Raw genomic sequence first — 26,972 nt, 5'->3', positions numbered from 1 at the left:
GCGGAGCCGGAGCCCGGCACCGAACCGGGCAACCAGGGCCGGTCCGGCATCATGGGTGGGAGGCATGGGACCCGGAGGTAGGCGGCGTGGGTAGGCGGAAGCAGGGTGGCGGCGGCAGCGGTGAGGACGCCGGGGCGCTGCTGGAGTCGGCGGTGCGGTCGGCGGTGACGGCTCCGGAGGAGGAGCTGGACCTCTCGCTGGACACCGGAGCCTCGTCGCTCGCGGCCTCCGCGGGGCGGTGGCCGGCGGTGAGCCGGGCGGTGCTGGCGTACGCGGACACGGCGGTCGGCCGGTGCTGGTCGGCCGGGTGGCGGCCGGCGGACCTGGTGCGGGTGGTGCGCCGCGACCTGAAGCCCGTGCACCTGGCGCTCGCCGTGGACCTGATCGCCGCCGAGGCCCGCCGCTACCCCGCCGCCGCCACCGACCGCCGCTGGCAGGAGCAGCTGCGCGAGCTTGAGGCCGAGGTCTGGTGGACGTCCGACGAGGCGTACCTCCCCGCGTTCGCCCACCGCCACCGCCTGGACCGCTTCGCCCTCGCCACCGCCCTGCTGGAGCTGCTGCGCAGCTGGGGCCGGCTGCCCCCGATCGCCCCCGTGGGCCCCGCCCCGGGCGGGACGCCGCACCGGGAGCCCGGCCCGCGCCGCCCGGTGACCGGCGAGCCCCGGATGCTCCCGCGGATCCGCGCCCTGCTGGCGAAGGCGGAGTCCACCGACTTCCCCGAGGAGGCCGAGGCGCTGACCGCCAAGGCCCAGCAGCTGATGGCCCAGCACAGCATCGACGAGGCCCTGCTCGCCGTCGACGGCGCCGACCCGCATGCACCGGGCGCGCTGCGGATCGGCGTGGACAACCCGTACGAGGGCCCGAAGACGATGCTGCTGGACGCGGTCGCGGCCGCCAACCGCTGCCGCGTGGTGTGGGCGAAGGAGTTCGGCTTCTGCACCGTGATCGGCTTCGATGCGGACCTGGACGGCGTCGAGCTGCTCTACACCTCGCTGCTGGTGCAGGCGACGCACGCGATGCAGCAGGCCGGCGCCCGCCAGCACCTGGACGGCGCCTCCCGCACCAAGGCGTTCCGGCAGTCCTTCCTGGTGGCGTACGCCGCGCGGATCCGCGAGCGGCTCGCCGAGGCGACCGAGCGGACGACCAGCGACGCCGCGGCCGGCCGGCACCTGCGCGAGGACGGCACCGCGGAGCAGCTGGTCCCGGACGCCCGGCTGCTGCCGGCCCTGAAGGCGCGCACCGAGGCGGTGGACCAGGAGGTGGACCGGTTGTTCCCCAAGCTGGTGTCGCAGCGCGTGCGGGTGAGCGACGGCGAGGGCTGGGCGGCGGGCCGCGCGGCGGCGGACCGGGCGTCCCTGCGCGGAGGCTCCGGCGCGATCGACCGCTGAGATCCGGGCGCCGGGATCCGGGGTTCCGCCCCGGCCGCCTGGTAGAACAGGTCGCGGGGGCGGGGACTACCGAGGGGCGGGCGAGCAGTGACGAGTACGGGGACGGGTTACCGGGACCGGGTGCGCGGGGCGCTGCTCGGCGGGGCGATCGGCGACGCGCTGGGCTGGCCGGTGGAGTTCCTGCAGCTGGAGCAGATCCGCGAGCGCTTCGGCCCGGACGGCGTGACCGGCCTGCCGGGCGGCGGTCTGGTCGCCGAGGTGACCGACGACACCCAGATGACCCTGTTCACCGCCGAGGGCCTGATCCGGGGCTTCGTCCGCGGCTGGTCGGGCGGTGGCGGTTCGGTGCCGGAGGCGGTGCACGGCGCCTACCGGCGGTGGCTGCTCACCCAGCAGCAGGGCGCGCCGGACCGTGAGCCGCTGCCCCGTCCGTACGACGGCTGGCTGCTGCGCGAGCCGTTCCTGTACGCGCAACGGGCGCCGGGCAACGCGTGCCTGACCGGGGTGCAGTACCACCCGGTGTTCGAGCCGCCGGTGGCGCTGGGGCAGCCGGGGCCGATCAACGCGCACTCCAAGGGCTGCGGCACGGTGATGCGCTCGGCGCCGTTCGGGCTGGGCCGGCTGGGGGTGGAGCAGTCGTTCGGGCTGGCCGCGCAGTGCGCGCAGCTGACCCACGGGCATCCGACCGGCTATCTGGCGGCAGGCGCGTTCGCGGCGCTGGTGGAGCGGCTGGCGGCCGGGACGGAGCCGTGGGCGGCGGTCGGCGAGACGGTGGAGCAGACCCGGGAGTGGCCGGCGTCGAAGGAGACGGTGCAGGCGCTGGCCCGGGCGGTGCGGGTGGCCCAGGAGTCCGAGCCGTCGGCGGAGGCGGTGGAGCGGGTGGGGCTGGGCTGGATCGCCGAGGAGTGCCTGGCGATCGCGGTGTACTGCCTGCTCGCGGCGGCCGGCGGGCCGGAGCCGTCCCGTTCGGCGCTGCTGCTGTCGGTGAACCACTCCGGGGACAGCGACTCGACGGGCGCGGTGTGCGGCAACCTGGTCGGCGCGGCGTACGGCGCGAGCGCGCTGCCGGCCGCCTGGGCGGAGGCGGTGGAGGGCCGGGAGGCGCTGCTGCGGACGGCGGACGACCTGCTGGTGCTGTTCGGCAGCCGCGAGCCGGGCCACCCGGCGCTCGGGGACCGCTACCCAGCCGGGTGACGGCTCCGCTACGTCGCCGCCGGGTCGGTGACCTGGCCGAGGAAGAGCGGCCGCCCGGTGGCGGTGTCCCGCACCAGGAAGAGGAACGGCCGGTCGATGTGCAGCTCGACGGGGCCGGCCGGCGCCGGCGCGGCCATCACCCCCGCCCCGGCGCCGCTGCCGGCCGCCGCGACCGTGCCCTGCTCGTCGACCTGGACGGCGGCCTTCTGCACCACCGTCCCGATGGCGAGACCCCCCTCGGCGCCGGGCCCGGGGATCCCGGAGAGGTCGGCCCCCGGGCCGAAGGCGGCCTGCACGCCGAGGCCCCGCAGGGCGGGGGTGAGCTCGTTCGCCGTGTCGAAGCGGAACTTCGGCAGGGTGAGGTCGACGGCCCGCGGGGCGAGCGCGCCGAGGATCCGGTCCAGCTCCGGCTGGTCCAGGCCCTTGCGGAAGGCCTCGAAGCCGCCCTGGGCGGGCACCACCAGGTCCATCGCCAGCGTGCCGCCCGCGTACGGGAGTTCGACGGCCTGCCAGGGCTCGCCGAGGATGCCGCCGGAGCCGTCGGCGTAGCGCAGGGTGCCGGTCCTGGCCATGGTCGGGACGGCGGCCTCGGTGCCGTCGAGGCGGTGGAACGGCCGGGCGCTGGTCATCCCGGCCTTGAACGGCTCGGCCCAGTCGGCCTTGAGGTAGAGCGCGTCGGTGAGCGCCAGCCGGGTGTCCGGGTTGAGCCGGCCCTCGCCGAAGAGGTCCTTGATCCGGCCCTCGGTGGCCTTCTCGACGGTGCCGTTGACGGCCTTGCGGGCGCCCTCCGGGTCCTTGCGGAAGTCGGCGGTGTGCACGCCGGTGTCGAAGGCGGCGGCCAGCACGCCGAGGTAGTGCGGGTCGATCGGGTAGTCGCGCTGGGCCCAGAGCTCGTCGGACTGCCGCAGCACGGGCCCGCCCTCGGCGGTGGCCGTCGCGGGGCGGTTCAGGGCGCCGGTGGCGAGCGCGTACTGCTCGGGGGGCAGTTCGGTGTGCAGCGCCGCGGCGAGTTCTGCGGCGGTGGTGCCCCGGGCGCCGGGCAGCACCATGGCGAGGACGGTGGCCAGGCCGGACGGCGAGAGCACCAGGTTGCCGCCGCCCGCGGCGGGGTCGGCGGCGAGGGCGCGCAGCAGGTCGAGGCCGAACGCGCCGGTGGCCGTGGCGGTGGCGGCGCGTTGGGCCGGGTCGGCGGGCGGCAGCGTCACCGGCTCGGCCCGGACCACGGCCGTGCTGCCGCCGGAGGAGCCGCAGGCGGTGAGCAGGGCCGCGCAGCAGAGCAGGAGCACCGCCGGTCGGCGGGTGCGGACGGACGTCGCGGACATGGCCGGCTCGCCTCTCGGGTCGCGGTGCGGGCCGGTGCCCGCGCCTGGGTGCCGGTTGGACGCGGCGGGTCCGGGACCGGTTCCCCGGGCCGCCGGCCCGTTGTGCCATGATCGTTCGCCGTGCGGCCGCGAAGGGGCCGGACCGACGATCGGGGGGATCGATGAGCAGGCTCGCCTGCCCGCAGTGCAGTGCGATCGACCAGGTGCGCAGCGTGCCGAGCGTCTTCGAGTCGCAGACCAGCACCTACACGGGGCGCAGCACCGGCCACTCCTCCGGGGTGGCCTACGCGAGCGGGGTCGGGATCGTCCCGACGTTCGGCAGCACCACGACCTTCGTCTCCGGCTCCTCCAGCAGTCTGCTGGCCGACCAGCTGGCCCCGCCGCCCGCGCCCCGGCTCGCCGCGCCCCGCAACGGCTGCGCGATCACCGCGATGTTCGGGCTGGCCGTCGGCGCCCTCTTCCTGGCGACGATCGTCTCGATCTCCACCAGCGGCCAGGAGAACAGCGGCCGCGACGCGCTGATCCTGCTGGCCGTGCTGGCGACCCCGTTCCTGCTGACGGCGGTGGGGCTGCTGATCGGGCGCGCCCGCTTCCGCCGCCGGGCCCGGCGGGAGTTCGAGGCGTACGCGGCGGTGCACCCGTCGCTGGTCAGCGCCTGGCAGTCGAGCTACCTCTGCCAGCGCTGCCACGTGGCGTTCCTGCCGGCCGGCGCGCTGGGGCTGGACCTCGGCAGCACCGCCGTGGTGCCGGTCCCCCGCTTCCCGGACCTGGTCGCCTTCGTCGCCGGACGCCTGCGCGGCGCCTAGGCCCTCTCTTTCGGATCACGTCGGACGAGCGGGCGTCGTTGATGGGCCCCTCCTGCCCGTGGGCGGGCAAGGAGGGAGCGTGCATCGGCGGTGCGGAGGAGGGAGTCCATGCGGTGGGGGCACCTCCCGGCCGGAGGCTGGGGGCCATCGGCGACCGACGACAAGCCGGCGAGGTGCGTGCTCCGGCGGCGACCGCCTGGCGTGATCCGAAAGAGAGGGCCTAAGCGCACCCGGTGCCCCGGCAGGGCCCCCGTCGCCCTGCCGCCCGCGGCTGTTCCCCCCTCGCCTGTTCCCCCTCGTCCGTCACACCTCGACCAGCAGGTCCTTCAGCCCGCGGATCACGTAGCCCGGCTGCCACTCGGGCTCGCGGACCAGCCGCAGGCCCGGGGCGCGCCGCAGCAGGGTGCCGTAGGACTCCGTGAGCTCCAGTCGGGCGAGCGGGGCGCCGAGACAGAAGTGGATTCCGGCGCCGAAGGTGATGTGCGGGTTGTCGGTGCGGCCGAGGTCGAGGCGGTCGGGGTCGGCGAAGCGCCCGGGGTCGCGGTTGGCGGAGCCGAAGAGCAGGGCGACCTCGGAGCCGCGCGGGACGGTGACGCCACCGACCTCGATGTCCTCCAGCACCCAGCGCTCGAACATCTGCAGCGGGGTGTCCCAGCGCATCAGCTCCTCGACGGCGGTGGGCAGCAGCGCGTCGGTGCCGGCGCGCAGCCGGGCCAGTTCCCCGGGGTTGCGGAAGAGCGCCCACCAGCCGTTGCCGGTGGTGTTGACGGTCGCCTCGTGGCCGGCGTTGAGCAGCAGCACGCAGGTGGAGATCATCTCCTGCTCGCTGAGTGCGTCCGAGCCCTCCTGGGCCTGGATGAGCGCGCTGATCAGGTCCTCGCCGGGGGCGGCCCGGCGCTCGCGGATGAGCGCGCGCAGGTAGTCGGAGAACTCGGTGCTCGCGGTGACGGCCCGGCGGGCGGCGTCCTCGGTCGGGTTGAGCTCGTACATCCCGGTGATGTCGCGGGACCACGGGCGCAGCAGGTGCCGGTCGGCCTCCGGGACGCCGAGCATCTCGGCGATCACCGCGACCGGCAGCGGCTCGGCGACGGCGGCGATGAGGTCGCCGCCGCCGTCCGCGAGCAGCCCGTCGACGAGTTCCCCGGCGAGCCGGCGGACGGTGGGGCGCAGGCCCTCGACCATGCGCGGGGTGAAGGCCTTGGAGACCAGGCGGCGGATCCGGGTGTGGTCCGGGGCCTCCAGGTCGAGCAGGCCGTTGTCGTTGAGGGTGTGGAACGGCTCGTGCGCCGGGTCGGGCTCGGGGCGGCCGAACTCCTGGTGGCTGAACCGGTGGGTGTAGGTGCGGCCGAGCCTGCGGTCCCGGAGCAGCGCGCTGACGTCCTCGAAGCGCGAGACCAGCCACTGGTCGGTGGGTTCGAAGTACGTCACGGGGGCCTGCTCGCGCAGGGTGGCGTACGCGTCGTAGGGGTGGGCCACGAACGCCGCCGACCAGGGGTCGAACTTCGCCGTCGTCGTCATCGGTCGATCACTCCAGGCCATGAGGGGGAAGCCGGAAGGATCATCGTACGCATGCGCTCCGTCCGGTCCCCGTCCCGATCGGCCGGCCCCGTCGGCCGGCCCTGTCAGTCCCCCCGTCAGCCGGGGCGCTTCAGCCGGATGCTGCCCCGGGCCGGTCCCCGGCCGTCGAACAGCCGCTCGTCCTCCGGCCGGGGCGGGCGCGGCGGCGCGGGGACGCCCGGCACGAGCGGGATGCTGCCTCGGCCGCCGAGCGCCAGCAGCCAGGCGGTCAGGTCCGGCCGGCTCCCGTACGGCCCGTCGGCCTGCTCCCAGACCCGCCGGACCATCGCCAGCTGCCGGTCCGTCAGCAGCCCCGGCAGCGGCTCCAGCGTCGCGCCCGGCGCCACGTACGGGTCCTGCGCCAGGATCCGGCCGATCAGCAACGCGGCCTTGTAGCGGTCGCTGTCCACCGAGGCGGTGCTGCCGTGCGGGGACCGCGGGTCCGCCCAGTTGGGCGTGTCCGCCTGCTCCAGCACCGGGGCGGCGCCGACCCGGCGGATGCCGTCGCAGTCCAGCAGGTGCACCGCCGGCTCGGGCCGCACCGTCCAGAGCACATTGGCGTGCGAGAGGTCCCCGATCACCAGGCCCCAGCGGTGCAGCCGGTCGATCAGGCCCACCAGCTCCAGCAGCAGCGCCGTCCGCTGCTCCGCGTCCGGGCGGACGATGCCCTGGGTGGCGGACTTCTCCGGGTAGAGCAGGTACTGCGCCTCGGTGAGCTTGCGGGTGCCGGCCGCCGTCTGCCAGGTCATCGCCGGCGGGGCCTCCCGCATCAGGAAGCCCACGCAGCGCGGGCCGTCCGTCACCCGGCAGAGCGGCCAGGCCGCCTGGGCGTCCAGCCGCTCCCGGTCGGCCTGCGGCAGCCCGAGCCGCAGGCCGACCAGTGCGGCCAGCGCCCCGCCGTTGACCCGCCCGGCCTCCAGGTAGCGCTTGAACAGCAGGCCGGGGTAGCCGACGAGGCGCTGCACCCGGCCCTGGCCGCCCCGGCCGGCCTCGTCGCCGAGGGGCAGCAGCGCCAGGTCCGCGTCCCCGCCGGCGGCCAGCGCGGTGGCGATGTCCGACACGGTCACGGGGCGGCCTCCCAGAGGCAGACGACCGAGCGGTCGTCGTCGTAGCTGCGCACCCGGACCTGGGTCTGCCAGAGGAACTCCGCGAGCCCGGGCACCTCGCTGCCCCAGCGCTCGCCGAGCCAGCCCTGCAGCTCGGGCTCCTTGAGCAGCGGGAGCGCGAGCCCGTCGGTGCAGAGCACCAGCAGGTCGCCGGGGCGGGTGTCGGTGATCAGCCGGGCCCGGGCGTGCTCGTACGCCTCGGGGAGGCAGTCGGTCCTGGTGCTGATCAGTGCACCGCCCTCGGCGGCCTCGGCCGCTTCGAGGTTCTGCCAGCCGCCCCCGCGCAGGCGCAGCAGCCCGCCGTCGCCGACCGAGACGAAGCCCCGGAACGGGACGGCCGGGTCGGCCGGCACCAGCAGGGCCCGCAGGGTCGTGGAGTAGGACTTCGGCGGGCGGCCCTCCTTGCGGGCCTCCTCGGCGAGCTGGTCGGCGGCCTCCGCGATGAGCCGGCTGGTCAGGCTGGCGAAGTCGAGCTCGGCGCCGGAGCGCAGGAAGGCCAGCAGGGTCTCGGCCTTCTGTGCGACCTGCCGGGTCAGCATCCGCAGGATCCCGTGCGAGCCGTGGTGGGAGTGCGACTGGGAGCCGACGCCGTCGGCCACCGCGACCAGCAGCAGCTCGCCGGTCCGCACGACCAGGACGGCGTCCTGGCGGCACTCGGCCGCGTAGCGGTGCCCGTCGCCGCGCACGGAGGCGGCGCGGACGGTGACCGGGCCGAACCGTCCGCCGTCCACCACGGTGTCGGGCAGCAGGGCGCCGAACAGGTCGCCGCCCGGGACGGCGGGGATGTCGGTCGGCTCGGCGGGGTAGGCGGGGGCCTTGCGGCCGATGTGGTCCAGCGGGCCGGGCTCCCGGAACGAGGCCGGCCGGACGACGCCCCCGGGGGCGGTCCCGGCAGGGAGGGGGCCGGCAGGCGCGTCCGCGGCGGTGACGGCCCCGGTGCCGGGCACGACGACGGCCGGGCCGTCGGCACCCCGCGGCTCGCGGACCGCCGACGGCCCCGGGCCGATCGGGCGCGGCAGGAACCCCTCCGGCACCACCGGCCCGGAGACCACCGGCCGCGATGCCTCCGCCGGGGCGTCGGCCCGGGCCGGGGCCGGGGCCACCGGCTCCGGGCCCCAGCCGTGCTCGTACACGGAGGCCGCGAGATCGATCGGGTCCTCCTTGCGGCTCGGCGCGTGCTCCGGTCCGGGCTCCTGGGCGCGGCCGGGCGGCAGCTGGTCGTCGTACGCGTTGTCGTACGCGTTCATCCGGCGGCCCGGCCTCAGAGCTTGTCGAGCGAGACGGAGGTGAAGCCGGGCACCTGGTCGTCGACCTGGAGGCTCATGCCCTGGCCGGCCTCGGTCGCCCCGCTCACCGAGCGGACGATCGAGCGGGTCAGGCTGGCCGCGAACTCCCGCAGCGCGACGGCCGGGTTCGCCGTCCCCTCGTCCTGCATGAACGCCTTGAAGGTGGCGACCCGCGCGATCACGCTCCGGTCGGCCTGGCCGATGCCGAAGGCGATGATGTGCGGCCGGAAGGCGGCGGCCAGCAGGTCCTGGTAGGGCTGGTCCCAGTCGGAGTCGGTCGGCACGCCGTCGGAGAGGAAGAAGACCACCGGGCGGTAGACGTCGTGGCCGTCCGCCTTGAGCGCCTGCACGTCCCGCTCGATCGCCTGGCGCAGCAGGGTGAAGGCGTTGCCGAAGGAGGTCAGGCCGGAGGCCTCCAGGGCGGGCAGCTCCTCCAGGTCGCTCAGGTCGACCAGCGGCTGGAGCTCGTGGGCGTCGGTGGAGAAGCCGATCAGCCCGAAGCGGGTCTTGTCGGCGATGGTCGGGTTGGTGCTGATCTCCTGGTGGAGGTCGAACAGGGCCTTGTTGAGGGTGTCGATGTCGGCGCTCATCGACCCCGATTCGTCGCACACGGCGTAGAACGGGAGGATCTGCACTGCTCTTCTCCTTCGGTTGGCAGGGCGTCCGGCGGTCAGCCGGTGTAGAAGTAGATCTCCAGCGAGGCGTGCCGGGGGTTGTCCGCGAGCGAGATGAAGTCCCGGGTGGTGGTGCCCCGGAACATCTCCGGACGGGCCTGCGCGAGCAGGCCGTTGACGGTGTGGGCGTAGGCCTGGCCGAGGCCCGGGTCGCGGTTGCTGCCGAAGGTGAGGACGACGGCGGCCTGCCGGCCCGCGTACCGCTCGGTGGCCGCGCGGATCTGGGCGGTCAGCCCGTCCGCGTCCGAGGACTCCCCGGAGACGTCGACGGTGACCGGGTCGTGCTCGACGCCGCGCGGCCCGGCCGGGGTCGGCGTGGCGGTGGGCGTGGCACCGGTGGTGGCGCTGGGCTCCGCGGTGGCGGTGGGCGTGGCGACGGCCCGCCGGGCGGCGACCGGGTCGCCCTGGTCACCCATCGCGACCAGGGCGAGCACGAGCAGCATGTCGGCGAACAGCCAGCCGGCCAGGTGCACGCCCCGGGCCCGCGGCCGCCGCGCCGTCCGGAACCGGCCCCTCATCGGCCCGGCTCCTGCCCCTGTCCCGGTACCGGCACCTCGTCGAGTTCCAGCAGCGTCAGGTCGCCGTCCTCGACGGCCGCACCGGAGCCGGCCGTACCGGAGCCGGCCGCGCCGCTGCCCCGGGAGCGGGCGGCGCCCGCGTCCGGGCCGGGGCCGGACGCCGTCTTCACCATGACGATGCCCGCCGCGTCGCGGTGTCCGCCCGGCGCGGACGCCGCCAGCCGCTCCGCCGTCGCGGTGGCCGCCGAGGCCGCCGCCGCGACCCGGTCGGCCAGGACCGCGACCTCCCGGGCCAGCCCGTCCAGCCGTTCCAGCACCTGCCCGTTGACGTCGGCCACCGTCTCCGCGCCGGTGGTGAACCCGCGCTGGGCGACCGCGAGGTCGCGCACCGCCTCCTCCACCCGCTCCCCCGCCCCGGCGAGTTCGGTGCCCACCCGGTCGGTGGCCAGCCGGACCAGCTCGGCCGCGTCGAGGGCCTGCTTCCCCCCGCGGTGGACGAGGCTGTCGGTGGCCGCCGCGCCGTCCCGGACCGTCTCGGCGAGCCGCTCGCCGCTGTCCCGCACCGCGAGACCGACCCCGTCGACGGCCTTGCCGACCCCGTCGACCGCCTTCTCCACGCCGTCGACGGCCCGGCGCAGCGGGTCGACCGCCTCGCCGGCCTCGGTGAGCCGCCGCTCGGCCCCGGCGACCGCGCGCTCGACGGCCAGCGCCGCCTCGCTCAGCTCCCGCTGGGTGTCGGCGGCCTGCCGGCCGAGCCGCTCCAGGGTCTCGGCGGCGCCGGTCAGTTCGGCGGTGAACCGCTGCGGGGTGGCCCGGCGGCGCTCGTTCAGCACCAGCTGTGCGCGGGTGAGCACCGGTGCCAGCTCCGCCAGCAGGTCCTCCGCCTCGGCCTCGGCCGCCGCTTCCCGGCGGCCGGTGCCGGCCCGGCGCACGCCGTGCGCGACGGACAGCACCAGCAGCAACGCGATGAACAGGGTCGCGGACAGGGCGACGTCGCCGAAGGTGGCCCAGCCCGAGAGCCGGCCCTCGAAGCCGGTCTGCCAGAGCTGGAGGAACGGCCGGGCGGCCTGCCCGGCGTCCGCGCCGATCAGCGCCCGGTAGGCGCTGGTGGCCTGCATCAGCCCGGCCCAGGTGACCAGCAGCGGGACGAACACCAGGGCGCCCAGGGCGACTTCGGCCCAGGCCCAGAACCTCGGCTCGGCGCCCGGCCGCACCGCGGCCCGTACGCTCTCCGGCCGGACGAAGCTGTGCACCAGGTCGAGCTCGGCCCACCGGTCGAGGTCACCGGCGCCGGAGAGCGCCAACCCCAGCTCCCTGAGCTCCTCCTGACGGCCCGCCAGACCCGGCCGGTCCGCCAGCGCCCGCAGCTCGCCCCCGATCGCGTGGCGGTCCAGCAGTCGGCCTGAGGTCATGAGGGGCTCCTTCGTACGCGCCGCCGCGGAGCAGGGGACACCCGTGGCCGGTGCGGCGCGCAGGCGCGCCCGCCCGCGCGGCCTCCCCCGGTGGCCGGAACCCGGCCACGCCGCTCCGCGCGGCAGCGTAGCGCAGAACCGGCCACCGGGAGCGGCCGGTTCGGAACGTCGTCACCCGGTCGTCACCGAATCCTCCGCCCCGGGACACCCCGGGGACGGCGGTCAGACGTACCGGGCGACCAGCCGCTTGACCAGCGCGGGCAGCGCGGTGGAGATCGGCTCCCGGACGACCTCCTGCGCCGCCTCGTCGAACGGCGTCGGCTCGCCGTTCACGATGATCAGCCGGGAGCCGGTCTTCACCGCGTTGTACGGCAGCGCGGCGACCGGGAAGACCTGCAGACTGGTGCCGACCGCGATGAACAGCTCGCAGGCCCGGCTGATCGCGTCCGCCTGCTGCAGCACCTCCGGGTCCAGCTGCTCGCCGAACATCACGGTGCGCGGCCGCAGGATCCCGCCGCAGTCCCGGCACGGCGGATCCGCCTCGCCCGCCGCCACCCGCTCCAGCGCCTCCGCCATCGGGCCCGTCGCCCGGCACGCCATGCACTGCACCTCACGCGCGGTGCCGTGGAGTTCGAGCACCTTGCGGGGCGTCTGCCCGGCCCGCTGGTGCAACCCGTCGACGTTCTGGGTCAGGATCCGCACCGGCAGCCCGGAACGTTCCAGCCCGACCAGCGCCCGGTGCCCGGCGTTCGGCTCGGCGGCGAGCGCCCCCGTCCCGGCGCGCATCCGCCAGGCCTGCCGGCGGACCTCCGGGTCGTCCAGGTACGGGCCGATGGTGACCAGCCGCTGCGCGTCCGGATCGCGCTGCCAGAGCCCGTTCGGGCCGCGGTAGTCGGGAATGCCCGAGTCGGTGGAGATCCCTGCGCCGGTGAGGACCGCGATCAGCGGCCGCTTCGCGTTCATGCCCGGACGGTACGGCGCTCCCCCGCCCACCCGCCACCGATAAACCGGCCCCCCGCCCGCTGGAGCCCGGACAACGCCGAAGGGCCCGGAGGCTTGAAGCCTCCGGGCCCTTCGATGCAGTAGCGGGGACAGGATTTGAACCTGCGACCTCTGGGTTATGAGCCCAGCGAGCTACCGAGCTGCTCCACCCCGCGTCGGTGAACACGACCTTACGCGACTTCGGCCCAGAACCCTAATCCGTTCCCTCCGCCCCCGCGCCGCCCACGGCGGCCGGCGTCCGCCACCCCCCGGACCCGGTCGGCCGACCGGGGTCAATTCCCCCGTTCACCGGCGGACCGGCGGACCGGCGAGTAGGTTGTTTGCCCGCGCTCAACCTGCCAAGGCGATCACTGCGGGGGCTGAATCAACATGGTCAACACGCCTTCCAGCGTGACCGGTCGGCCGTACGGCACACCCGAGCCCGCCACCGACCCCGGCCTGGACGACCGCGTCCCCTTCCTGGCCCGGCTGGACCACCCCGACCGGACCGCGCTGCTCGCCCTCGGCCGCCGGCTCCACTACCCCGTGCGGTCCACCGTGCTGCGCGAGGGAGAGCCCTCCGACCACGTCCTGCTCGTCCTGCACGGCTGGCTGAAGGTGACGGCGGCCGCGGAGAACGGCTACGAGGCGTTGCTCGCACTGCGCGGCCCCGGCGACATCATCGGCGAGTCCGCCGCCCTCAGCGGGCGGCCCCGGGCGGCGACCGTCACCGCCCTGGAACGGGTGGAGGCCGCCGTCGTCGACCGGGCCACCTTCACCTCCTACCTGCAGCGCGCCCCGCTGGTGTCCATGCAGCTCCTGGCACTCTCCACCGACCGGCTGCGCGCGGCCGACCACCACCGGCTGAAGTTCGCCGCGCTCAGCGTGAGCGAGCGGCTGTGCGACCTCCTCCTGCAACTGGCCCGCACCCACGGACGGCGCACCGAGGAGGGCATCGTCATCTCCGTCCCGCTCAGCCAGCAGGAGCTGGCGGGCTCGGTCGGCGCGTCCCGGGAGGCGGTCGCCCGGCTGCTCAAGTCGCTCCGGGAGCGCGGCATCGTCCTCACCAGCCGGCGCTCGCTGGTCATCGCGCGCCCCGATCTGCTCCGGCGCCCCGGCCGGCTCTCCTGACCGGCCCCATCGCGACCCGGCGCCGTTCTGTGCACACCGTCACAGAGCGAGTGGGTCATCGGTGATCACACCCCTCGGTCCTGGTCCGGCACGCTGACGCCTGACCACGAGCCGAGAGGTGACCATGACCGAGCCGGTGAACCACACCATCCTGCTGCTGGACATCGAGAAGTTCGGTACCAGGGACGACGTCGAGCAGGCCTTCATGCGCCGCATGCTCTACTCCGTCCTGCACCAGACGCTCCGCAGCGCGGGCGTCGAACCCACCGAACAGCGGCTGGAGGACCGGGGCGACGCGGTGATGGCCCTGATCACCCCCGTCGTCCCCAAGGCCAGGCTGCTGCATGCGCTGATCGCCGAGACGCCCTCGCTCCTGCACGCCAACAACCGCCTCGCGGCCGCCAGCGCACAGGTGCGGCTGCGGATGGTCCTGGCGTCCGGCGAAGTGGCGGTGCAGGAACTCGGCGGTGCCCTCGGCGGAGCGGTCGGCTGGGACCTCAACCAGGCGTTCCGGCTGCTCGACTCGGACGCCCTGCGGGCCGCCCTGGCCCACCGGGACGGACCCTGCGTCCTGGCCGTGTCCGACGCGGTCCACCAGGGGATCGTCCGGCACGGCCACCTCGGCCTGCCGAGGGAGGCCTTCCACCCCGTCACCGTCGCGGGCAAGGAGGGTGAGTTCACGGCCTGGCTGCACGGAACACCGGCCCCCGCCGCCACCCGGGCCGCCCCGGCCGGGATCCCGCCGGCCGGCGGCCCCGCCGGCCGGCCCCCGGCCGAGGACCTCGGCCGCGCACCCGCCGCCTTCCACTTCCTCGGCGGCTCCCCCACCTTCGGCGGCAGCCTGATCGCCGGCGACCAGCACATCGTCTCCGGCGGCCGGGTGGACGGCGACATCAACACCGGCAACACCCTCGGCGGCGGCCGATGACCACCACCGCGCCCGAACCCGGCTCCCCGCAGCAGCCCGCCGCCCAGCAGTCCGCCCCCGAGCAGAAGCCCCACGAGCCCGAGGAGGAGACGGCCGAACCCCAGGAGGCACCGCCCGAACAACCGCAGAGCGCCTGGGAGGCGGCCCGGGAACTGCTCGAACACGTACCGGAGACCTTCGCCAGCCAGGGCTACTTCTTCGCCGGCGGAAGCCCCCGGTTCGGCGGCGACCTGGTCGGCGGGGACCAGCACACCGTCTCGGGCGGCCAGGTGCACGGCGACGTCGTCACCGGCCACAAGACGACGATCTACCAGATCGACTACGGCATCGGCTCCGCCTTCGGCACCCCGCTGCACAGCTCGGGCGAGATTCCCGACGCCGAACTGGCCGCCCTGTCCGAGGTCTTCCAGGACGGACCGGTCTTCGACCGCGCCCTCGAACTGCTCCGCGAGCAGCGGGTCATCATCCTCTCCGGCCGGGCCGACAGCGGCCGCCGCTCGGCCGGCCTGATGCTGCTGCACCGGCTGGGCGCCCGCCGGATCCGCAATCTCGACCCCGACGTCTCGCCCACCGCGCTGCTCACCGGCGTGGAACAGGCCGACGGCTACCTGCTCGCCGACTACACGACCTCCCGCGCCCGACCGCTGCGGCGGCCCGACCTGGACCGGCTGCGCGAGACCCTCAGCCGGCAGGGCGGCCACCTGGTCATCACCGCCGCCCGCTCCGGCGGCTTCCGCGACCTGCCCACCGTCGACTGGCAGCCCCCCGGTCCCCGGGCGGTGCTCACCGCCCACCTCCGCCGGATCCTCGCCGACCGGCCGGCCACCCGGATCGAGGACCTGCTCGCCCTGGCGCCGGTCGAGGAGTTCCTCGCCAAGGCCCGTCCGGTCCGCGAACTCGCCGAGTTCGCCGTCCCGCTCGCGCAATGCTCGCCGGGGAAGGCCGAACAGCCCGCCCTCACCGCCTTCGGCCGGGGCGTCGTCCAGGAACAGGTCGGCCGCTGGTTCGGCGACCCGGAGCTCCCGCTCCGGGAGAAGGCCTTCCTGCTCTCCCTCGCCGTCTTCGACCACGCCCCCTACGCGCTCACCGCCGAGCTCGCGGACCAGCTCTTCCGCCGGCTGGAGGCGATCGCCGCCCCCGGGCGGAAGGAGGGCATCCCCCCGTTCGGCAACTCGATCGAGGACCGGCTGACGCTCGCCCGCGCCGAGCTGACCGAGGAGAGCGAGCAGACCCCGTGGGGCCCGGTGCCGCAGCGCATGGCGTCCTTCGCCGACCCCCGCACCCCGCACACCCTGCTGCGCGACACCTGGACCAGCCACCCCTCCGCCCGGCCGGCGATCATCGCCTGGCTCAACGCCCTGGCCACCGACTCCCGCGCCCTGGTGCGCACCCGGGTCGCCGCCACCGCGGCCCTGCTCGCCTCCGTCGACCTCTCCTCGACCATGAGCCGGCTGCTCGGCCCGTGGTCCGAGTCGAAGGACTTCCGGCTCTGCCTCCAGGCGGCCAACAGCCTCGTCCTCGCCTACTACGCCGGAACCGCGGCCGTCCCCCGCATCCTGCGCGAGTGGGCCGACGACGACAACGCCCGCCGCCGCTGGAGCGCCATCCGCGGCTACGGCCTGCTCGGCCCGCTGCTGCCGGGCCAGGCCATGGACGCCATCGCGGTGGCCGCCGACCGGCTCACCCCGGAGGAGCTCGACGACCTCGCCGAGGAGTTCCGGCCCGGTGAGCCGGCCGGATCCCAGGAGCCGCACCCGGACGGCTACCAGGCCCGCGGCCTGGTCGAGGCCGCCGAACTCCTGCTGCTCTCCGCGGAGGGCGCGCAGGTCCTGGCCACGCTGGTCCGCTGGCTCTCCGGCCCGCCCCAGCTCCGCCGCCTCGCCCTGGCCACCTTCCTGACCGCCGCCCGGCGGACCGAGGACACCGCGGCCGCCACCGACCGGCCGCTGCTGCTCGGCTGGTACGCCGAGAGCCCCCGCCCGGGCCCGGGGGACGTCGTCGCGGTCACCGTCCTGGCCGCCCCCGAGGACCCGCCGGCCGTCCGGGCCCTGCTGGTCACCCTGTGGCGCACCGCACTGGCCGACCGGTCCTACGGTGCCGCCGCCCTGGACGTGCTGCGCGGCTGGCTGCTCGGTGGCGTCGACCAGCCGGCCACCGAGGCCGAACTCGCCGATCTGCTCGCCGAACTCACCGTCACCGAACGGGAACGGCAGCGGTTGCACCACTTGCTGCGCACCATCCGCGACGGCGGGACGCTGACCGACACGCGCCCCGCCGCGCGGGCCGAGCCCGGCAGCGCCGTCGACCGCCTGCTGCTCAAGCTCGGCCCGCACTGACGTCCCCCGGCCCACCGATCCAGGAGCATCCGCAGATGCCGGAATCACCTCGTCCCGATCCCCGCGCCGGCCACGGCGCCTCACTGACCGATCCCGTCCTGACCGTCCGGCCGCTCGGCCGCTCGACCGGTCTGGTCCGCAAGCCGACGGTCCGCGCCGACAGCGCGCTGGTCCTCGCCTCCGCCTCCGGAGAGCACCAGGTCTTCCTCCCGCCGCAGCGACCGGGCATGACCCACCTGATCGGCCGCGGCCACCAGTCCGCGTACGAGGTGGACCTCGGACTCCACCACCTGCGGATCGACGAGCGGCTGCCCGGCCAGGACGACGTCGGGGCCTTCGAGGCCTCGGTCGCGGTCGAGTGGCGCGTCGTGGCCGCCGACCTCGTGGTGGCCGGCCGGATCCGCGACGTCCCCGCCCTGATCGTGCCCCGCATCCGGCAGCGGATGCGGGCCGTCACCCGCGCGCTGCCCACCGACCAGAGCGCCGAGGCCGAGCGGGCCGTCCAGCAGGCGCTGGACGAGCCGCCCATCGCCGCTGCCGAGGGGCTGCAGGTCAGCTGCTCCGTGCAGCTCGGACTCGACCAGGCGGGGCGCACCCAGAAGGAGCTGCTGCGCAGCTACCACTTCGAGCGGCAGGCCCATCCGTTCGCGCTCCGGCAGGTCCAGGAGGCGAACGAGGTCCTCGCGGCGAAGGCGAAGTTCTACCAGTACCACCTGGAGCAGGGCGGGGTCACCGCCTGGGCCCTCCAGCTCGCCGCCCACCCGGACGACCTTCCGCGCGCGCTCGACTACCTGCGCGGGGAGCAGCAGGAGCTGGTCCAGAACCAGATCCGGCTGGTCGAACGACTGCTCGACCAGAGCGTCCTGGAGCAGTTCCAGCTGGAGGACTCCTCCCGGGCGGCGCTGGAGGCGATCACCACCATCCTGCGCCGCGACCTCGGTACGGCCGGCCGGCCGGAACTCGGCGCCGGGCCGACCCCGCCCACCTCGCCCTGACCCCGGGAGCCCACCGTGCCCGTTCCTCCCGTTCCGGCGCCGGCCCCCGGCCCGGCACTGCTCGCCGAACTGCGCACCGAGATAGCCCGCGCCGACAGCAAGGCCGCCGTCCTGGTCGCCGCGGTCGGTGTCATCGGCGGGGTCCTCGGCGGCCTGATCACCGGCGGCTCCGCACCCCAGCAGTTCTCCGGCGCCGCCCGCGCCCTGCTGGCGGTCGGCGCCCTCGGCATCGCCGTCTCACTGCTCTCGCTGCTGTTCGCCGTGCTGCCCCGCTACCAGCGCAGCCTGTGGCGGCCGGGCCTCCCGCTCGGCTACTTCGCCGACATCCGCCGGGCGGCCGAGCAGGGGCTGCTCGCCGACGCCCTGGCCGACACCGAGGAGCTCGCCGACGAGGCCGTCCGCACCGCGCTGGCGGAGAACAGCCGGATCGCCGTGCGGAAACACTCCTGGATCAGGGTCGGCATCCTCGCCTTCGGCCTCGGCCTGTTCCCCCTGGTCACCGCCCTGCTCCTGGGCTGACCGCGCTCCGCTCCCCGTCCGACACCGCCGCGGTGGTGTCCCGTCCCGAGGACCGCACATGACCGAGCCGACCTACCCCGACGCAGCCCCTCCGCCGTACCCCGCCCCGCCCCCGTACCCGGGCGCTCCCCGGTACCCGGCCGCACCGCCGTACCCGAACGCCCCCCGCCCGGGCGCACCGCCGTACCCGGCGAGCCCGCCGCCGGCCCACGGGATCCCCGCCCAGTACCCCGCACCGCCGGGGCCGACGGCCCCGCAGTACGTCCCGCCACCGCCACCCGCGCCCGGGACCGACCCCGCCACCGACATCGACCCGCACACCGGCCGGATCCACCTCGCCCGGCGCCAACGCGGCGCGGACGCCACCACGATCGGCCAGCTCCTCCTCCAGCTCCCGCACCTCCTGTGCAGCCTCCTGGTGCTGGGCGTGTTCTGGCTGTTCCTGCCGCCGACGGCCGGCCTGCTGCTCGTCCTGCTCTGGCTCGCCTCCGGAGCGCTGGTCTTCCACCGCCCCACCGAGCACCTGCTCGCCCGCTACTTCTTCCGGCTGCGGACCCCCCTGCGCTCCGAGCTCGACCGGCTGGAGCCGGTCTGGCACCAGGTGACCGCCAAGGCGGGGGTGGACGCCCGGGCGTACGACCTGTGGATCGAGGAGAACCGGAGCATCAACGCCGCCGCGGCGGCGGGCCACATCGTCGCGATCACCCGCTACACCCTGGAGACCCTGCCGCCCGCCCAGCTGGCCGGCGTGCTGGCGCACGAACTCGGCCATCACCGCGGCGGTCACGCCTGGGCGACCCTCCTCGGCTACTGGTACTCCCTGCCCGCACGGATCGGCTGGGTGGTGTTCCGCGTCGTGACGGCAGCCGTGATCCGTGCCGCCGCGGCCTTCTCGGTGCTCGGCGGCCTGGCGGTGGCGCTCGCCGCGGGGGCCCTGCTGCTGGCCGTCGTCATCGCCTTCCCGCCCCTGCTCGCCGTGCTCGTCACGCCCTACCTGACCGCCGCCGTGGGCCGGCGGGCGGAGCTGCGGGCCGATCTCCTGGCCGCCGAACTCGGCTTCGCCGAGGCGATGATCGAGGTCTTCCACGGGTTCATGAAGGCCGAGGAGGAGGAGTCCGCCCGCGCGGAACGCAAGGCCGGCGGCAGGCCCGTCCACCGCCGCCTCGGCGAGCGGCTGCTCTCCACCCACCCCGACATCCACACCCGGATCCGCCGGATGGAGGACTGGCGCGACGCGGCCGCGCGCACCGGCCGCTAGCGGGCCCGGGAACGCCGCAGGGCGGCCACCCCGGGTGGGGTGGCCGCCCTGCGGACGGGGACCTTCGGACTCAGCCGGTGTACGGGCCGTAGTCGTAGTCGTCCAGCGGGACCGCCTGGCCGGAGCCGGCGCCGAAGGGCGACAGGTCGTAGTCGTCGTAGCCGACGGCCGAGTACATGGCGGCCTTGGCCTCCTCGGTCGGCTCGACCCGGATGTTGCGGTAGCGGGGCAGGCCCGTACCGGCCGGGATGAGCTTACCGAGGATGACGTTCTCCTTGAGGCCCAGCAGCGGGTCCGACTTGGCGTGGATCGCCGCGTCGGTGAGCACCCGGGTCGTCTCCTGGAAGGAGGCGGCCGACAGCCAGGACTCGGTGGCCAGCGAGGCCTTGGTGATACCCATCAGCTGCGGACGGCCGGAGGCGGGGTGACCGCCCTCGGAGACCACGCGACGGTTCTCCTGCTCGAAGCGGCCGCGCTCGACGAGCTCGCCCGGGAGCAGCTCGGCGTCGCCCGACTCGATGATCGTCACGCGGCGGAGCATCTGCCGGATGATGATCTCGATGTGCTTGTCGTGGATCGACACGCCCTGCGAGTTGTAGACCTTCTGGACCTCGGCGACCAGGTGGACCTGGACGGCACGCTGGCCCATGATGCGCAGGACGTCGTGCGGGTTGGTGGCACCCATGGTCAGCTTCTGGCCGACCTCGACCGCCTCGCCCTCGCTCACCAGGAGCTTGACACGCTTGGAGACCGGGTAGGCGATCTCGTCGGTGCCGTCGTCCGGGGTGACGACGATCTTGCGGGTCTTCTCGGTGTCCTCGATGCGGACCCGGCCCTGGGCCTCCGAGATCGGGGCCACACCCTTGGGGGTACGGGCCTCGAAGAGCTCGACGACACGCGGCAGACCCTGGGTGATGTCGTCACCGGCCACACCACCGGTGTGGAAGGTACGCATGGTCAGCTGGGTACCGGGCTCACCGATGGACTGGGCGGCGATGATGCCGACCGCCTCACCGATGTCGACCAGCTTGCCGGTGGCCAGCGAGCGCCCGTAGCACATGGCGCAGGTGCCGACGGCCGACTCACAGGTCAGGATCGAGCGGGTCTTGACCTCGGCGATGCCGTGGCGGATCAGCTCGTCGATCAGCACGTCACCGAGGTCGGTGTTGGCGGTGGCCAGCAGCTTGCCGTCGACGGTGATGTCCTCGGCGAGCATGCGGGCGTAGACGCTGGTCTCGACGTCGTCGGCCTTGCGCAGCACGCCGTCGGCGCCCACGGAGCCGATCGCCAGCTTCAGGCCGCGCTCGGTGCCGCAGTCCTCCTCGCGGATGATGACGTCCTGGGAGACGTCGACCAGACGACGGGTGAGGTAGCCGGAGTCGGCGGTACGCAGCGCGGTGTCCGCGAGACCCTTACGGGCACCGTGGGTGGAGATGAAGTACTCCAGCACGGAGAGACCCTCACGGAACGACGCCTTGATGGGTCGCGGGATGGTCTCGTTCTTCGCGTTGGACACCAGACCACGCATACCGGCGATCTGGCGCATCTGCATCATGTTTCCACGCGCGCCCGAGTCGACCATCATGAAGATCGGGTTGGTCTTCGGGAAGTTCGCGGCCATGGCGTCCGCGACCTCGTTGGTCGCCTGGGTCCAGATGCCGACGAGCTCCTGCTTGCGCTCGTCGTTGGTGATCAGACCGCGCTCGTACTGCTTCTGGACCTTCTCCGCCTTCGCCTCGAAGCCCTCCAGGATCTGGGGCTTGCTCGGCGGGACGATGACGTCCGAGATCGAGACGGTGACACCCGAACGGGTCGACCAGTGGAAGCCGGCCGCCTTCAGGTTGTCCAGGGTCGCCGCGACGGTGACCTTGGGGTAGCGCTCGGCCAGGTCGTTGACGATCGCGGAGAGCTGCTTCTTGCCCACCTCGTAGTCGACGAACGGGTAGTCCTCGGGCAGCAGCTCGTTGAAGAGCGCGCGGCCCAGGGTGGTCTTCAGGCGGAAGGACTCGCCCTCGAACCAGGACGACTGGCCCTCCTCGTCCACCGGCGGGGTCCAGCCGCGCGGCGGGACGGTGCCGATGGGCAGCCGCAGCTCGATCGGGGCCTGGACGTCCAGCTCGCGGGCGTCGAAGGCCATGATCGCCTCGGCGGTCGACGAGAAGGTGCGGCCGGCGCCCTTCACGTTGTCGCGGTCCGAGGTCAGGAAGAACAGACCGAGCACCATGTCCTGGGTCGGCATGGTGACGGGACGACCGTCGGCCGGCTTCAGGATGTTGTTCGAGGACAGCATCAGGATGCGGGCCTCGGCCTGCGCCTCCGCGGAGAGCGGCAGGTGGACGGCCATCTGGTCACCGTCGAAGTCCGCGTTGAACGCGGTGCAGACGAGCGGGTGGATCTGGATGGCCTTGCCCTCGACCAGCTGCGGCTCGAAGGCCTGGATGCCGAGGCGGTGCAGGGTGGGCGCACGGTTCAGCAGGACCGGGTGCTCGGCGATGACCTCTTCGAGGACGTCCCACACGACCGGGCGGGCGCGCTCGACCATGCGCTTGGCCGACTTGATGTTCTGCGCGTGGTTCAGGTCGACCAGGCGCTTCATCACGAACGGCTTGAAGAGCTCCAGCGCCATGGCCTTGGGCAGACCGCACTGGTGCAGCTTGAGCTGCGGGCCGACGACGATGACCGAACGGGCCGAGTAGTCGACGCGCTTGCCGAGCAGGTTCTGGCGGAAACGACCCTGCTTGCCCTTCAGCATGTCGCTGAGGGACTTCAGCGGGCGGTTGCCCGGACCGGTGACCGGACGGCCGCGGCGGCCGTTGTCGAACAGCGCGTCGACGGCCTCCTGGAGCATGCGCTTCTCGTTGTTCACGATGATCTCGGGCGCGCCGAGGTCGAGAAGCCGCTTCAGGCGGTTGTTGCGGTTGATGACACGGCGGTACAGGTCGTTCAGGTCGGAGGTCGCGAAGCGGCCACCGTCCAGCTGCACCATCGGACGCAGGTCCGGCGGGATGACCGGGACGCAGTCCAGCACCATGCCGTTGGGCTTGTTGGTGGTCTGCAGGAACGCCGAGACGACCTTGAGGCGCTTCAGCGCACGGGTCTTCTTCTGGCCCTTGCCGGTGCGGATGATCTCGCGCAGGCGCTCGGACTCCTCCGCCAGGTCGAAGGTCTCCAGGCGGTCCTTGAGGGCCGCCGCGCCCATCGAGCCGGAGAAGTAGGTGCCGAAGCGGTCGCGCAGCTCGCGGTAGAGCAGCTCGTCGCCCTCAAGGTCCTGGACCTTGAGGTTCTTGAAGCGGGCCCACACCTCGTCGAGGCGGTCGAGCTCGCGCTGCGCACGGTCGCGCAGCTGCTTCATCTCGCGCTCGGCGCCCTCGCGCACCTTGCGGCGCACGTCGGCCTTGGCGCCCTCGGCCTCCAGCTCGGCGAGGTCGGTCTCGGCCTTCTTGGCGCGGGCCTCCAGGTCGGAGTCGCGGCGGTTCTCGATCTGCTGGCGCTCGACCGAGACGTGCGCCTCCAGGGACGGCAGGTCGCGCTGGCGGCGCTCGTCGTCGACCCAGGTGATCATGTAGGCGGCGAAGTAGATGACCTTTTCGAGGTCCTTCGGCGCCAGGTCCAGCAGGTAGCCGAGGCGGGACGGCACACCCTTGAAGTACCAGATGTGGGTGACCGGGGCGGCCAGCTCGATGTGGCCCATCCGCTCGCGGCGCACCTTGGCGCGGGTCACCTCGACGCCGCAGCGCTCGCAGATGATGCCCTTGAAGCGGACGCGCTTGTACTTACCGCAGTAGCACTCCCAGTCCCGGGTGGGGCCGAAGATCTTCTCGCAGAAGAGTCCGTCCTTTTCGGGCTTCAGGGTGCGGTAGTTGATGGTCTCCGGCTTCTTGACCTCGCCGTGGGACCACTGGCGGATGTCGTCGGCGGTGGCCAGGCCGATGCGGAGCTCGTCGAAGAAGTTGACGTCAAGCACTGGTCGTCAAGCCCTCTTTCGTAAGTCGAGAGTCGTTCGTGTGGTCTGAGGGGGGCCTGGGGGCGGGCCGGCTGCTCAGCGGGCAGCCGGCCCCACCTCCGTCAGACCTCTTCGACGCTGCTCGGCTCGCGCCGGGACAGGTCGATGCCGAGCTCCTCGGCGGCGCGGAAGACGTCCTCGTCGGAGTCCCGCATCTCGATGGACTGGCCGTCCGAGGACAGCACCTCCACGTTGAGGCAGAGCGACTGCATTTCCTTGATGAGCACCTTGAAGGACTCGGGAATGCCGGGCTCGGGGATGTTCTCGCCCTTGACGATCGCCTCGTAGACCTTCACGCGGCCGAGAACGTCGTCGGACTTGATGGTGAGCAGCTCCTGCAGCGCGTACGCGGCGCCGTATGCCTCAAGGGCCCACACCTCCATCTCACCGAAGCGCTGACCACCGAACTGCGCCTTACCACCGAGCGGCTGCTGGGTGATCATCGAGTACGGGCCGGTCGAGCGGGCGTGCAGCTTGTCGTCGACCAGGTGGTGCAGCTTGAGGATGTACATGTAGCCGACCGAGATCGGCATCGGGAACGGCTCGCCGGAGCGGCCGTCGAACAGCCGGGCCTTGCCGGTGGAGTTCACCAGGCGCTCGCCGTCACGGGTGAGCGTGGTGTGGTCGAGCAGGCCGGTGATCTCGTCCTCGCGGGCGCCGTCGAAGACCGGGGTGGCGAGGTTGGTGCCGCCCTGGACGCTGTCGGCGCCGATCGCCTGCAGGCGCTTGGCCCACTCGTCGGCGAGGCCGGAGACGTCCCAGCCCTGCTTGGCGAGCCACCCGAGGTGGATCTCCAGGACCTGTCCCGGGTTCATTCGGGACGGGACGCCCAGCGGGTTGAGGATGATGTCGACCGGGGTGCCGTCCTCCAGGAACGGCATGTCCTCGACCGGCAGGATCTTGGAGATGACGCCCTTGTTGCCGTGGCGGCCGGCGAGCTTGTCACCGTTGGTGATCTTGCGCTTCTGGGCCACGTAGACGCGGACCAGCTGGTTCACGCCGGGGGGCAGCTCGTCGCCCTCCTCGCGGTCGAAGACGCGCACGCCGATGACCTTGCCGGACTCACCGTGCGGGACCTTCAGCGAGGTGTCGCGGACCTCACGGGCCTTCTCGCCGAAGATCGCGCGGAGCAGGCGCTCCTCCGGGGTCAGCTCGGTCTCGCCCTTCGGGGTGACCTTGCCGACCAGGATGTCGCCGGTGACGACGTCGGCGCCGATGCGGATGATGCCGCGCTCGTCGAGGTCGGCGAGGACCTCCTCGGAGACGTTCGGGATGTCCCGGGTGATCTCCTCGGGGCCGAGCTTGGTGTCACGGGCGTCGACCTCGTGCTCCTCGATGTGGATCGAGGAGAGGACGTCGTCCTGCACGAGGCGCTGCGACAGGATGATCGCGTCCTCGTAGTTGTGACCCTCCCACGACATGAACGCCACGAGCAGGTTCTTGCCGAGGGCCATCTCGCCCTCGTCGGTGCACGGGCCGTCGGCCAGCACCTGGTTGACCTCGACCCGGGCGCCCTCGTCCACGAGCACCTTCTGGTTGAAGGCGGTGCCCTGGTTGGAGCGGGTGAACTTGGCGGCGCGGTACGTGGTGTACGTGCCGTCGTCGTTGGCCACGGTGACGTAGTCGGCCGAGACCTCCTGGACGACACCCGCCTTCTCGGCGGTGATGACGTCGGCGGCGTCGACGGCGCAGCGGTACTCCATGCCGGTGCCGACCAGCGGGGCCTCGCTCTTCAGCAGCGGCACCGCCTGGCGCATCATGTTCGAGCCCATGAGCGCGCGGTTGGCGTCGTCGTGCTCCAGGAACGGGATCATGGCGGTCGCGACCGACACCATCTGGCGCGGCGAGACGTCCATGTAGTCGATCTCGGTGCCCGGGATGTAGTCGATCTCGCCACCACGGCGGCGGACCAGGACGCGGGGCTCGGCGAAGTGCAGGTCCGCGGTCAGCGGGGCGTTCGCCTGGGCGATGACGTAGCGGTCCTCCTCGTCGGCGGTCAGGTAGTCGACCTGCTCGGTGACCACGCCGTCGACGACCTTGCGGTACGGGGTCTCGATGAAGCCGAACGCGTTGACCCGGCCGTACGAGGCCAGCGAGCCGATCAGACCGATGTTCGGGCCTTCGGGGGTCTCGATCGGACACATGCGGCCGTAGTGCGAGGGGTGCACGTCACGGACCTCGAAGCCGGCGCGCTCACGGGAGAGACCGCCGGGGCCGAGGGCGGACAGACGGCGCTTGTGGGTCAGGCCCGACAGCGGGTTCGTCTGGTCCATGAACTGGGACAGCTGGCTGGTGCCGAAGAACTCCTTGATGGAGGCGACGACCGGCCGGATGTTGATCAGGGTCTGCGGCGTGATCGCCTCGACGTCCTGGGTGGTCATGCGCTCGCGCACGACGCGCTCCATACGGGCGAGACCCGTACGGACCTGGTTCTGGATGAGCTCGCCCACGTTGCGCAGGCGGCGGTTGCCGAAGTGGTCGATGTCGTCGACCTCGACCACGATGTCGCGGCCGGTCTCGTCACGCCAGTCGACCTCGCCGGCGTGCAGCTTGACCAGGTACTTGATCGCGTTGATGATGTCGGGCTCGGTGAGCACACCGGAGTCCAGCGACTCGGCGTTGCCGAGCTTGCGGTTCACCTTGTAGCGGCCGACCTTGGCGAGGTCGTAGCGCTTCGGGTTGAAGTACAGGTTCTCCAGCAGCGTCTGCGCGGCCTCGCGCGTCGGCGGCTCGCCCGGACGCAGCTTGCGGTAGATGTCCAGCAGCGCGTCGTCCTGGCCCTGGGTGTGGTCCTTCTCCAGGGTGGCGCGCATCGACTCGTACTCGCCGAACTCTTCGAGAATCATCTCGTTGGTCCAGCCGAGGGCCTTGAGCAGCACGGTGACCGACTGCTTGCGCTTGCGGTCGATGCGCACGCCGACCATGTCGCGCTTGTCGATCTCCATCTCCAGCCAGGCACCCCGCGAGGGGATGACCTTGCAGGAGTAGATCTCCTTGTCGGAGACCTTGTCCAGGGTGGAGTCGAAGTACACGCCCGGGGAGCGGACGAGCTGCGACACGACGACACGCTCGGTGCCGTTGATCACGAACGTGCCCTTGTGGGTCATGAGCGGGAAGTCGCCCATGAAGACCGTCTGAGACTTGATCTCACCGGTCTCGTTGTTGGTGAACTCGGCCGTGACGAAGAGCGGGGCGGCGAACGTGAAGTCGCGGTCCTTGCACTCGTCAATGGAGTTCTTCGGCGGCTCGAAACGGTGGTCGCGGAAGGTCAGCGACATCGACCCACTGAAGTCCTCGATCGGCGAGATCTCCTCGAAGATCTCCTCCAGACCGGACTTGGTGGGGACGTCCAGACCGTTCTCCAGCGCCTCCTCGACCCGGGTCTTCCAGGCCGCGTTGCCGAGCAGCCAGTCAAAGCTCTCGGTCTGCAGGGCCAGGAGGTTCGGGACCTCAAGGGGCTCCTTGATCTTCGCGAAGGAGACGCGGAGCGGGGCGGTGGATGCGGCGGAATTGTTCGAGGCGTTGCGCGGCGCGGCCAAGAGGGGGGTCCTTCCGAGG

19 protein-coding genes and 1 tRNA gene are annotated in these 26,972 nt (G+C 73.3%); 9 read left to right on the top strand and 11 right to left on the bottom strand.

The window, feature by feature from the left end; genetic code table 11:
* Positions 1–86: 86 nt before the first annotated feature.
* Both ACF1AK_RS15465 and ACF1AK_RS15460 read left to right on the top strand, forming a co-directional pair.
* Entirely contained in the window at positions 87–1,388 is a 1,302-nt protein-coding gene (locus ACF1AK_RS15465) for a DUF2786 domain-containing protein (protein ID WP_391499297.1), read from the top strand.
* A gap of 87 nt (positions 1,389–1,475) precedes the next feature.
* A complete protein-coding gene (locus ACF1AK_RS15460) occupies positions 1,476–2,582 on the top strand; it encodes an ADP-ribosylglycohydrolase family protein (protein WP_391499296.1) in 1,107 nt (368 codons plus the stop codon).
* Between the two features lie 8 nt (positions 2,583–2,590).
* On the opposite strand, the gene ACF1AK_RS15455 is transcribed toward ACF1AK_RS15460, so the two are convergent.
* Positions 2,591–3,904 carry a serpin family protein gene (locus tag ACF1AK_RS15455; protein WP_391499295.1) on the bottom strand — a complete coding sequence of 438 codons (1,314 nt, stop codon included), beginning with the start codon at positions 3,902–3,904 and terminating at the stop codon, positions 2,591–2,593.
* Between the two features lie 161 nt (positions 3,905–4,065).
* Here ACF1AK_RS15455 and ACF1AK_RS15450 point away from each other — a divergent pair, with 161 nt between their 5' ends.
* Positions 4,066–4,710, top strand: coding sequence for a hypothetical protein (locus ACF1AK_RS15450; protein ID WP_391499294.1), 645 nt, complete (start codon positions 4,066–4,068; stop codon positions 4,708–4,710).
* A gap of 303 nt (positions 4,711–5,013) precedes the next feature.
* On the opposite strand, the gene ACF1AK_RS15445 is transcribed toward ACF1AK_RS15450, so the two are convergent.
* The 8 genes from ACF1AK_RS15445 to ACF1AK_RS15410 all read right to left on the bottom strand — a co-directional run bounded on the left by ACF1AK_RS15445 (position 5,014) and on the right by ACF1AK_RS15410 (position 12,420).
* Positions 5,014–6,228, bottom strand: a complete 1,215-nt coding sequence (locus ACF1AK_RS15445; protein ID WP_391499293.1) for a cytochrome P450 — start codon at positions 6,226–6,228, stop codon at positions 5,014–5,016.
* Positions 6,229–6,344: 116 nt separating this feature from the next.
* A complete protein-coding gene (locus ACF1AK_RS15440; RefSeq protein WP_391499292.1) occupies positions 6,345–7,334 on the bottom strand; it encodes a hypothetical protein in 990 nt (329 codons plus the stop codon).
* Positions 7,331–8,620, bottom strand: a complete 1,290-nt coding sequence (locus tag ACF1AK_RS15435; protein ID WP_391499291.1) for a protein phosphatase 2C domain-containing protein — start codon at positions 8,618–8,620, stop codon at positions 7,331–7,333. The genes ACF1AK_RS15440 and ACF1AK_RS15435 overlap by 4 nt, the downstream gene beginning before the upstream one ends.
* A 14-nt stretch (positions 8,621–8,634) precedes the next feature.
* Positions 8,635–9,294: a VWA domain-containing protein gene (locus ACF1AK_RS15430; RefSeq protein WP_380289428.1), complete on the bottom strand. Its 660-nt coding sequence runs from the start codon at positions 9,292–9,294 to the stop codon at positions 8,635–8,637.
* 35 nt (positions 9,295–9,329) lie between these two features.
* A complete protein-coding gene (locus ACF1AK_RS15425) occupies positions 9,330–9,851 on the bottom strand; it encodes a hypothetical protein (RefSeq protein ID WP_391499290.1) in 522 nt (173 codons plus the stop codon).
* Complete coding sequence (locus ACF1AK_RS15420) at positions 9,848–11,263, bottom strand: methyl-accepting chemotaxis protein (RefSeq protein WP_391499289.1); 1,416 nt, start codon at positions 11,261–11,263, stop codon at positions 9,848–9,850. The genes ACF1AK_RS15425 and ACF1AK_RS15420 overlap by 4 nt, the downstream gene beginning before the upstream one ends.
* A gap of 222 nt (positions 11,264–11,485) precedes the next feature.
* Positions 11,486–12,226: an NAD-dependent deacetylase gene (locus ACF1AK_RS15415; RefSeq protein WP_391499288.1), complete on the bottom strand. Its 741-nt coding sequence runs from the start codon at positions 12,224–12,226 to the stop codon at positions 11,486–11,488.
* 120 nt (positions 12,227–12,346) lie between these two features.
* Positions 12,347–12,420: transfer RNA gene (locus ACF1AK_RS15410), tRNA-Met, on the bottom strand.
* 214 nt (positions 12,421–12,634) lie between these two features.
* Between ACF1AK_RS15410 and ACF1AK_RS15405 the strand changes: the two genes are divergently transcribed.
* From ACF1AK_RS15405 to ACF1AK_RS15380, 6 genes are all read left to right on the top strand, one after another.
* Positions 12,635–13,375: a Crp/Fnr family transcriptional regulator gene (locus ACF1AK_RS15405; RefSeq protein WP_391499287.1), complete on the top strand. Its 741-nt coding sequence runs from the start codon at positions 12,635–12,637 to the stop codon at positions 13,373–13,375.
* 124 nt (positions 13,376–13,499) lie between these two features.
* On the top strand, positions 13,500–14,303 hold the full coding sequence (locus ACF1AK_RS15400) for a hypothetical protein (RefSeq protein ID WP_391499286.1): 804 nt from the start codon (positions 13,500–13,502) through the stop codon (positions 14,301–14,303).
* Positions 14,300–16,639 carry a hypothetical protein gene (locus tag ACF1AK_RS15395; protein WP_391499285.1) on the top strand — a complete coding sequence of 780 codons (2,340 nt, stop codon included), beginning with the start codon at positions 14,300–14,302 and terminating at the stop codon, positions 16,637–16,639. The genes ACF1AK_RS15400 and ACF1AK_RS15395 overlap by 4 nt, the downstream gene beginning before the upstream one ends.
* A 35-nt stretch (positions 16,640–16,674) precedes the next feature.
* Positions 16,675–17,634, top strand: coding sequence for a hypothetical protein (locus tag ACF1AK_RS15390; protein WP_391499284.1), 960 nt, complete (start codon positions 16,675–16,677; stop codon positions 17,632–17,634).
* 15 nt (positions 17,635–17,649) lie between these two features.
* Positions 17,650–18,153 (top strand): Pycsar system effector family protein, encoded by a 504-nt coding sequence (locus ACF1AK_RS15385; RefSeq protein WP_391499283.1) that lies wholly within the window; start codon positions 17,650–17,652, stop codon positions 18,151–18,153.
* A 58-nt stretch (positions 18,154–18,211) separates the two neighbouring features.
* On the top strand, positions 18,212–19,411 hold the full coding sequence (locus ACF1AK_RS15380) for a M48 family metalloprotease (RefSeq protein WP_391499282.1): 1,200 nt from the start codon (positions 18,212–18,214) through the stop codon (positions 19,409–19,411).
* Positions 19,412–19,481: 70 nt separating this feature from the next.
* Here ACF1AK_RS15380 and ACF1AK_RS15375 read toward each other — a convergent pair whose 3' ends face one another.
* Together ACF1AK_RS15375 and rpoB are read right to left on the bottom strand one after the other, a co-directional pair.
* Entirely contained in the window at positions 19,482–23,375 is a 3,894-nt protein-coding gene (locus tag ACF1AK_RS15375) for a DNA-directed RNA polymerase subunit beta' (protein ID WP_391499281.1), read from the bottom strand.
* 101 nt (positions 23,376–23,476) lie between these two features.
* Positions 23,477–26,953 carry a DNA-directed RNA polymerase subunit beta gene (rpoB, locus tag ACF1AK_RS15370; protein ID WP_391499280.1) on the bottom strand — a complete coding sequence of 1,159 codons (3,477 nt, stop codon included), beginning with the start codon at positions 26,951–26,953 and terminating at the stop codon, positions 23,477–23,479.
* Positions 26,954–26,972 lie beyond the last annotated feature (19 nt).

Origin of the sequence: Kitasatospora sp. NPDC015120 (assembly GCF_043080305.1) — a bacterium.
Classification (GTDB): Bacteria; Actinomycetota; Actinomycetes; order Streptomycetales; family Streptomycetaceae; genus Kitasatospora.
The sequence above is the reverse complement of the archived record's forward strand: the minus strand, read 5'-3'. Positions and strand labels throughout refer to the sequence as shown.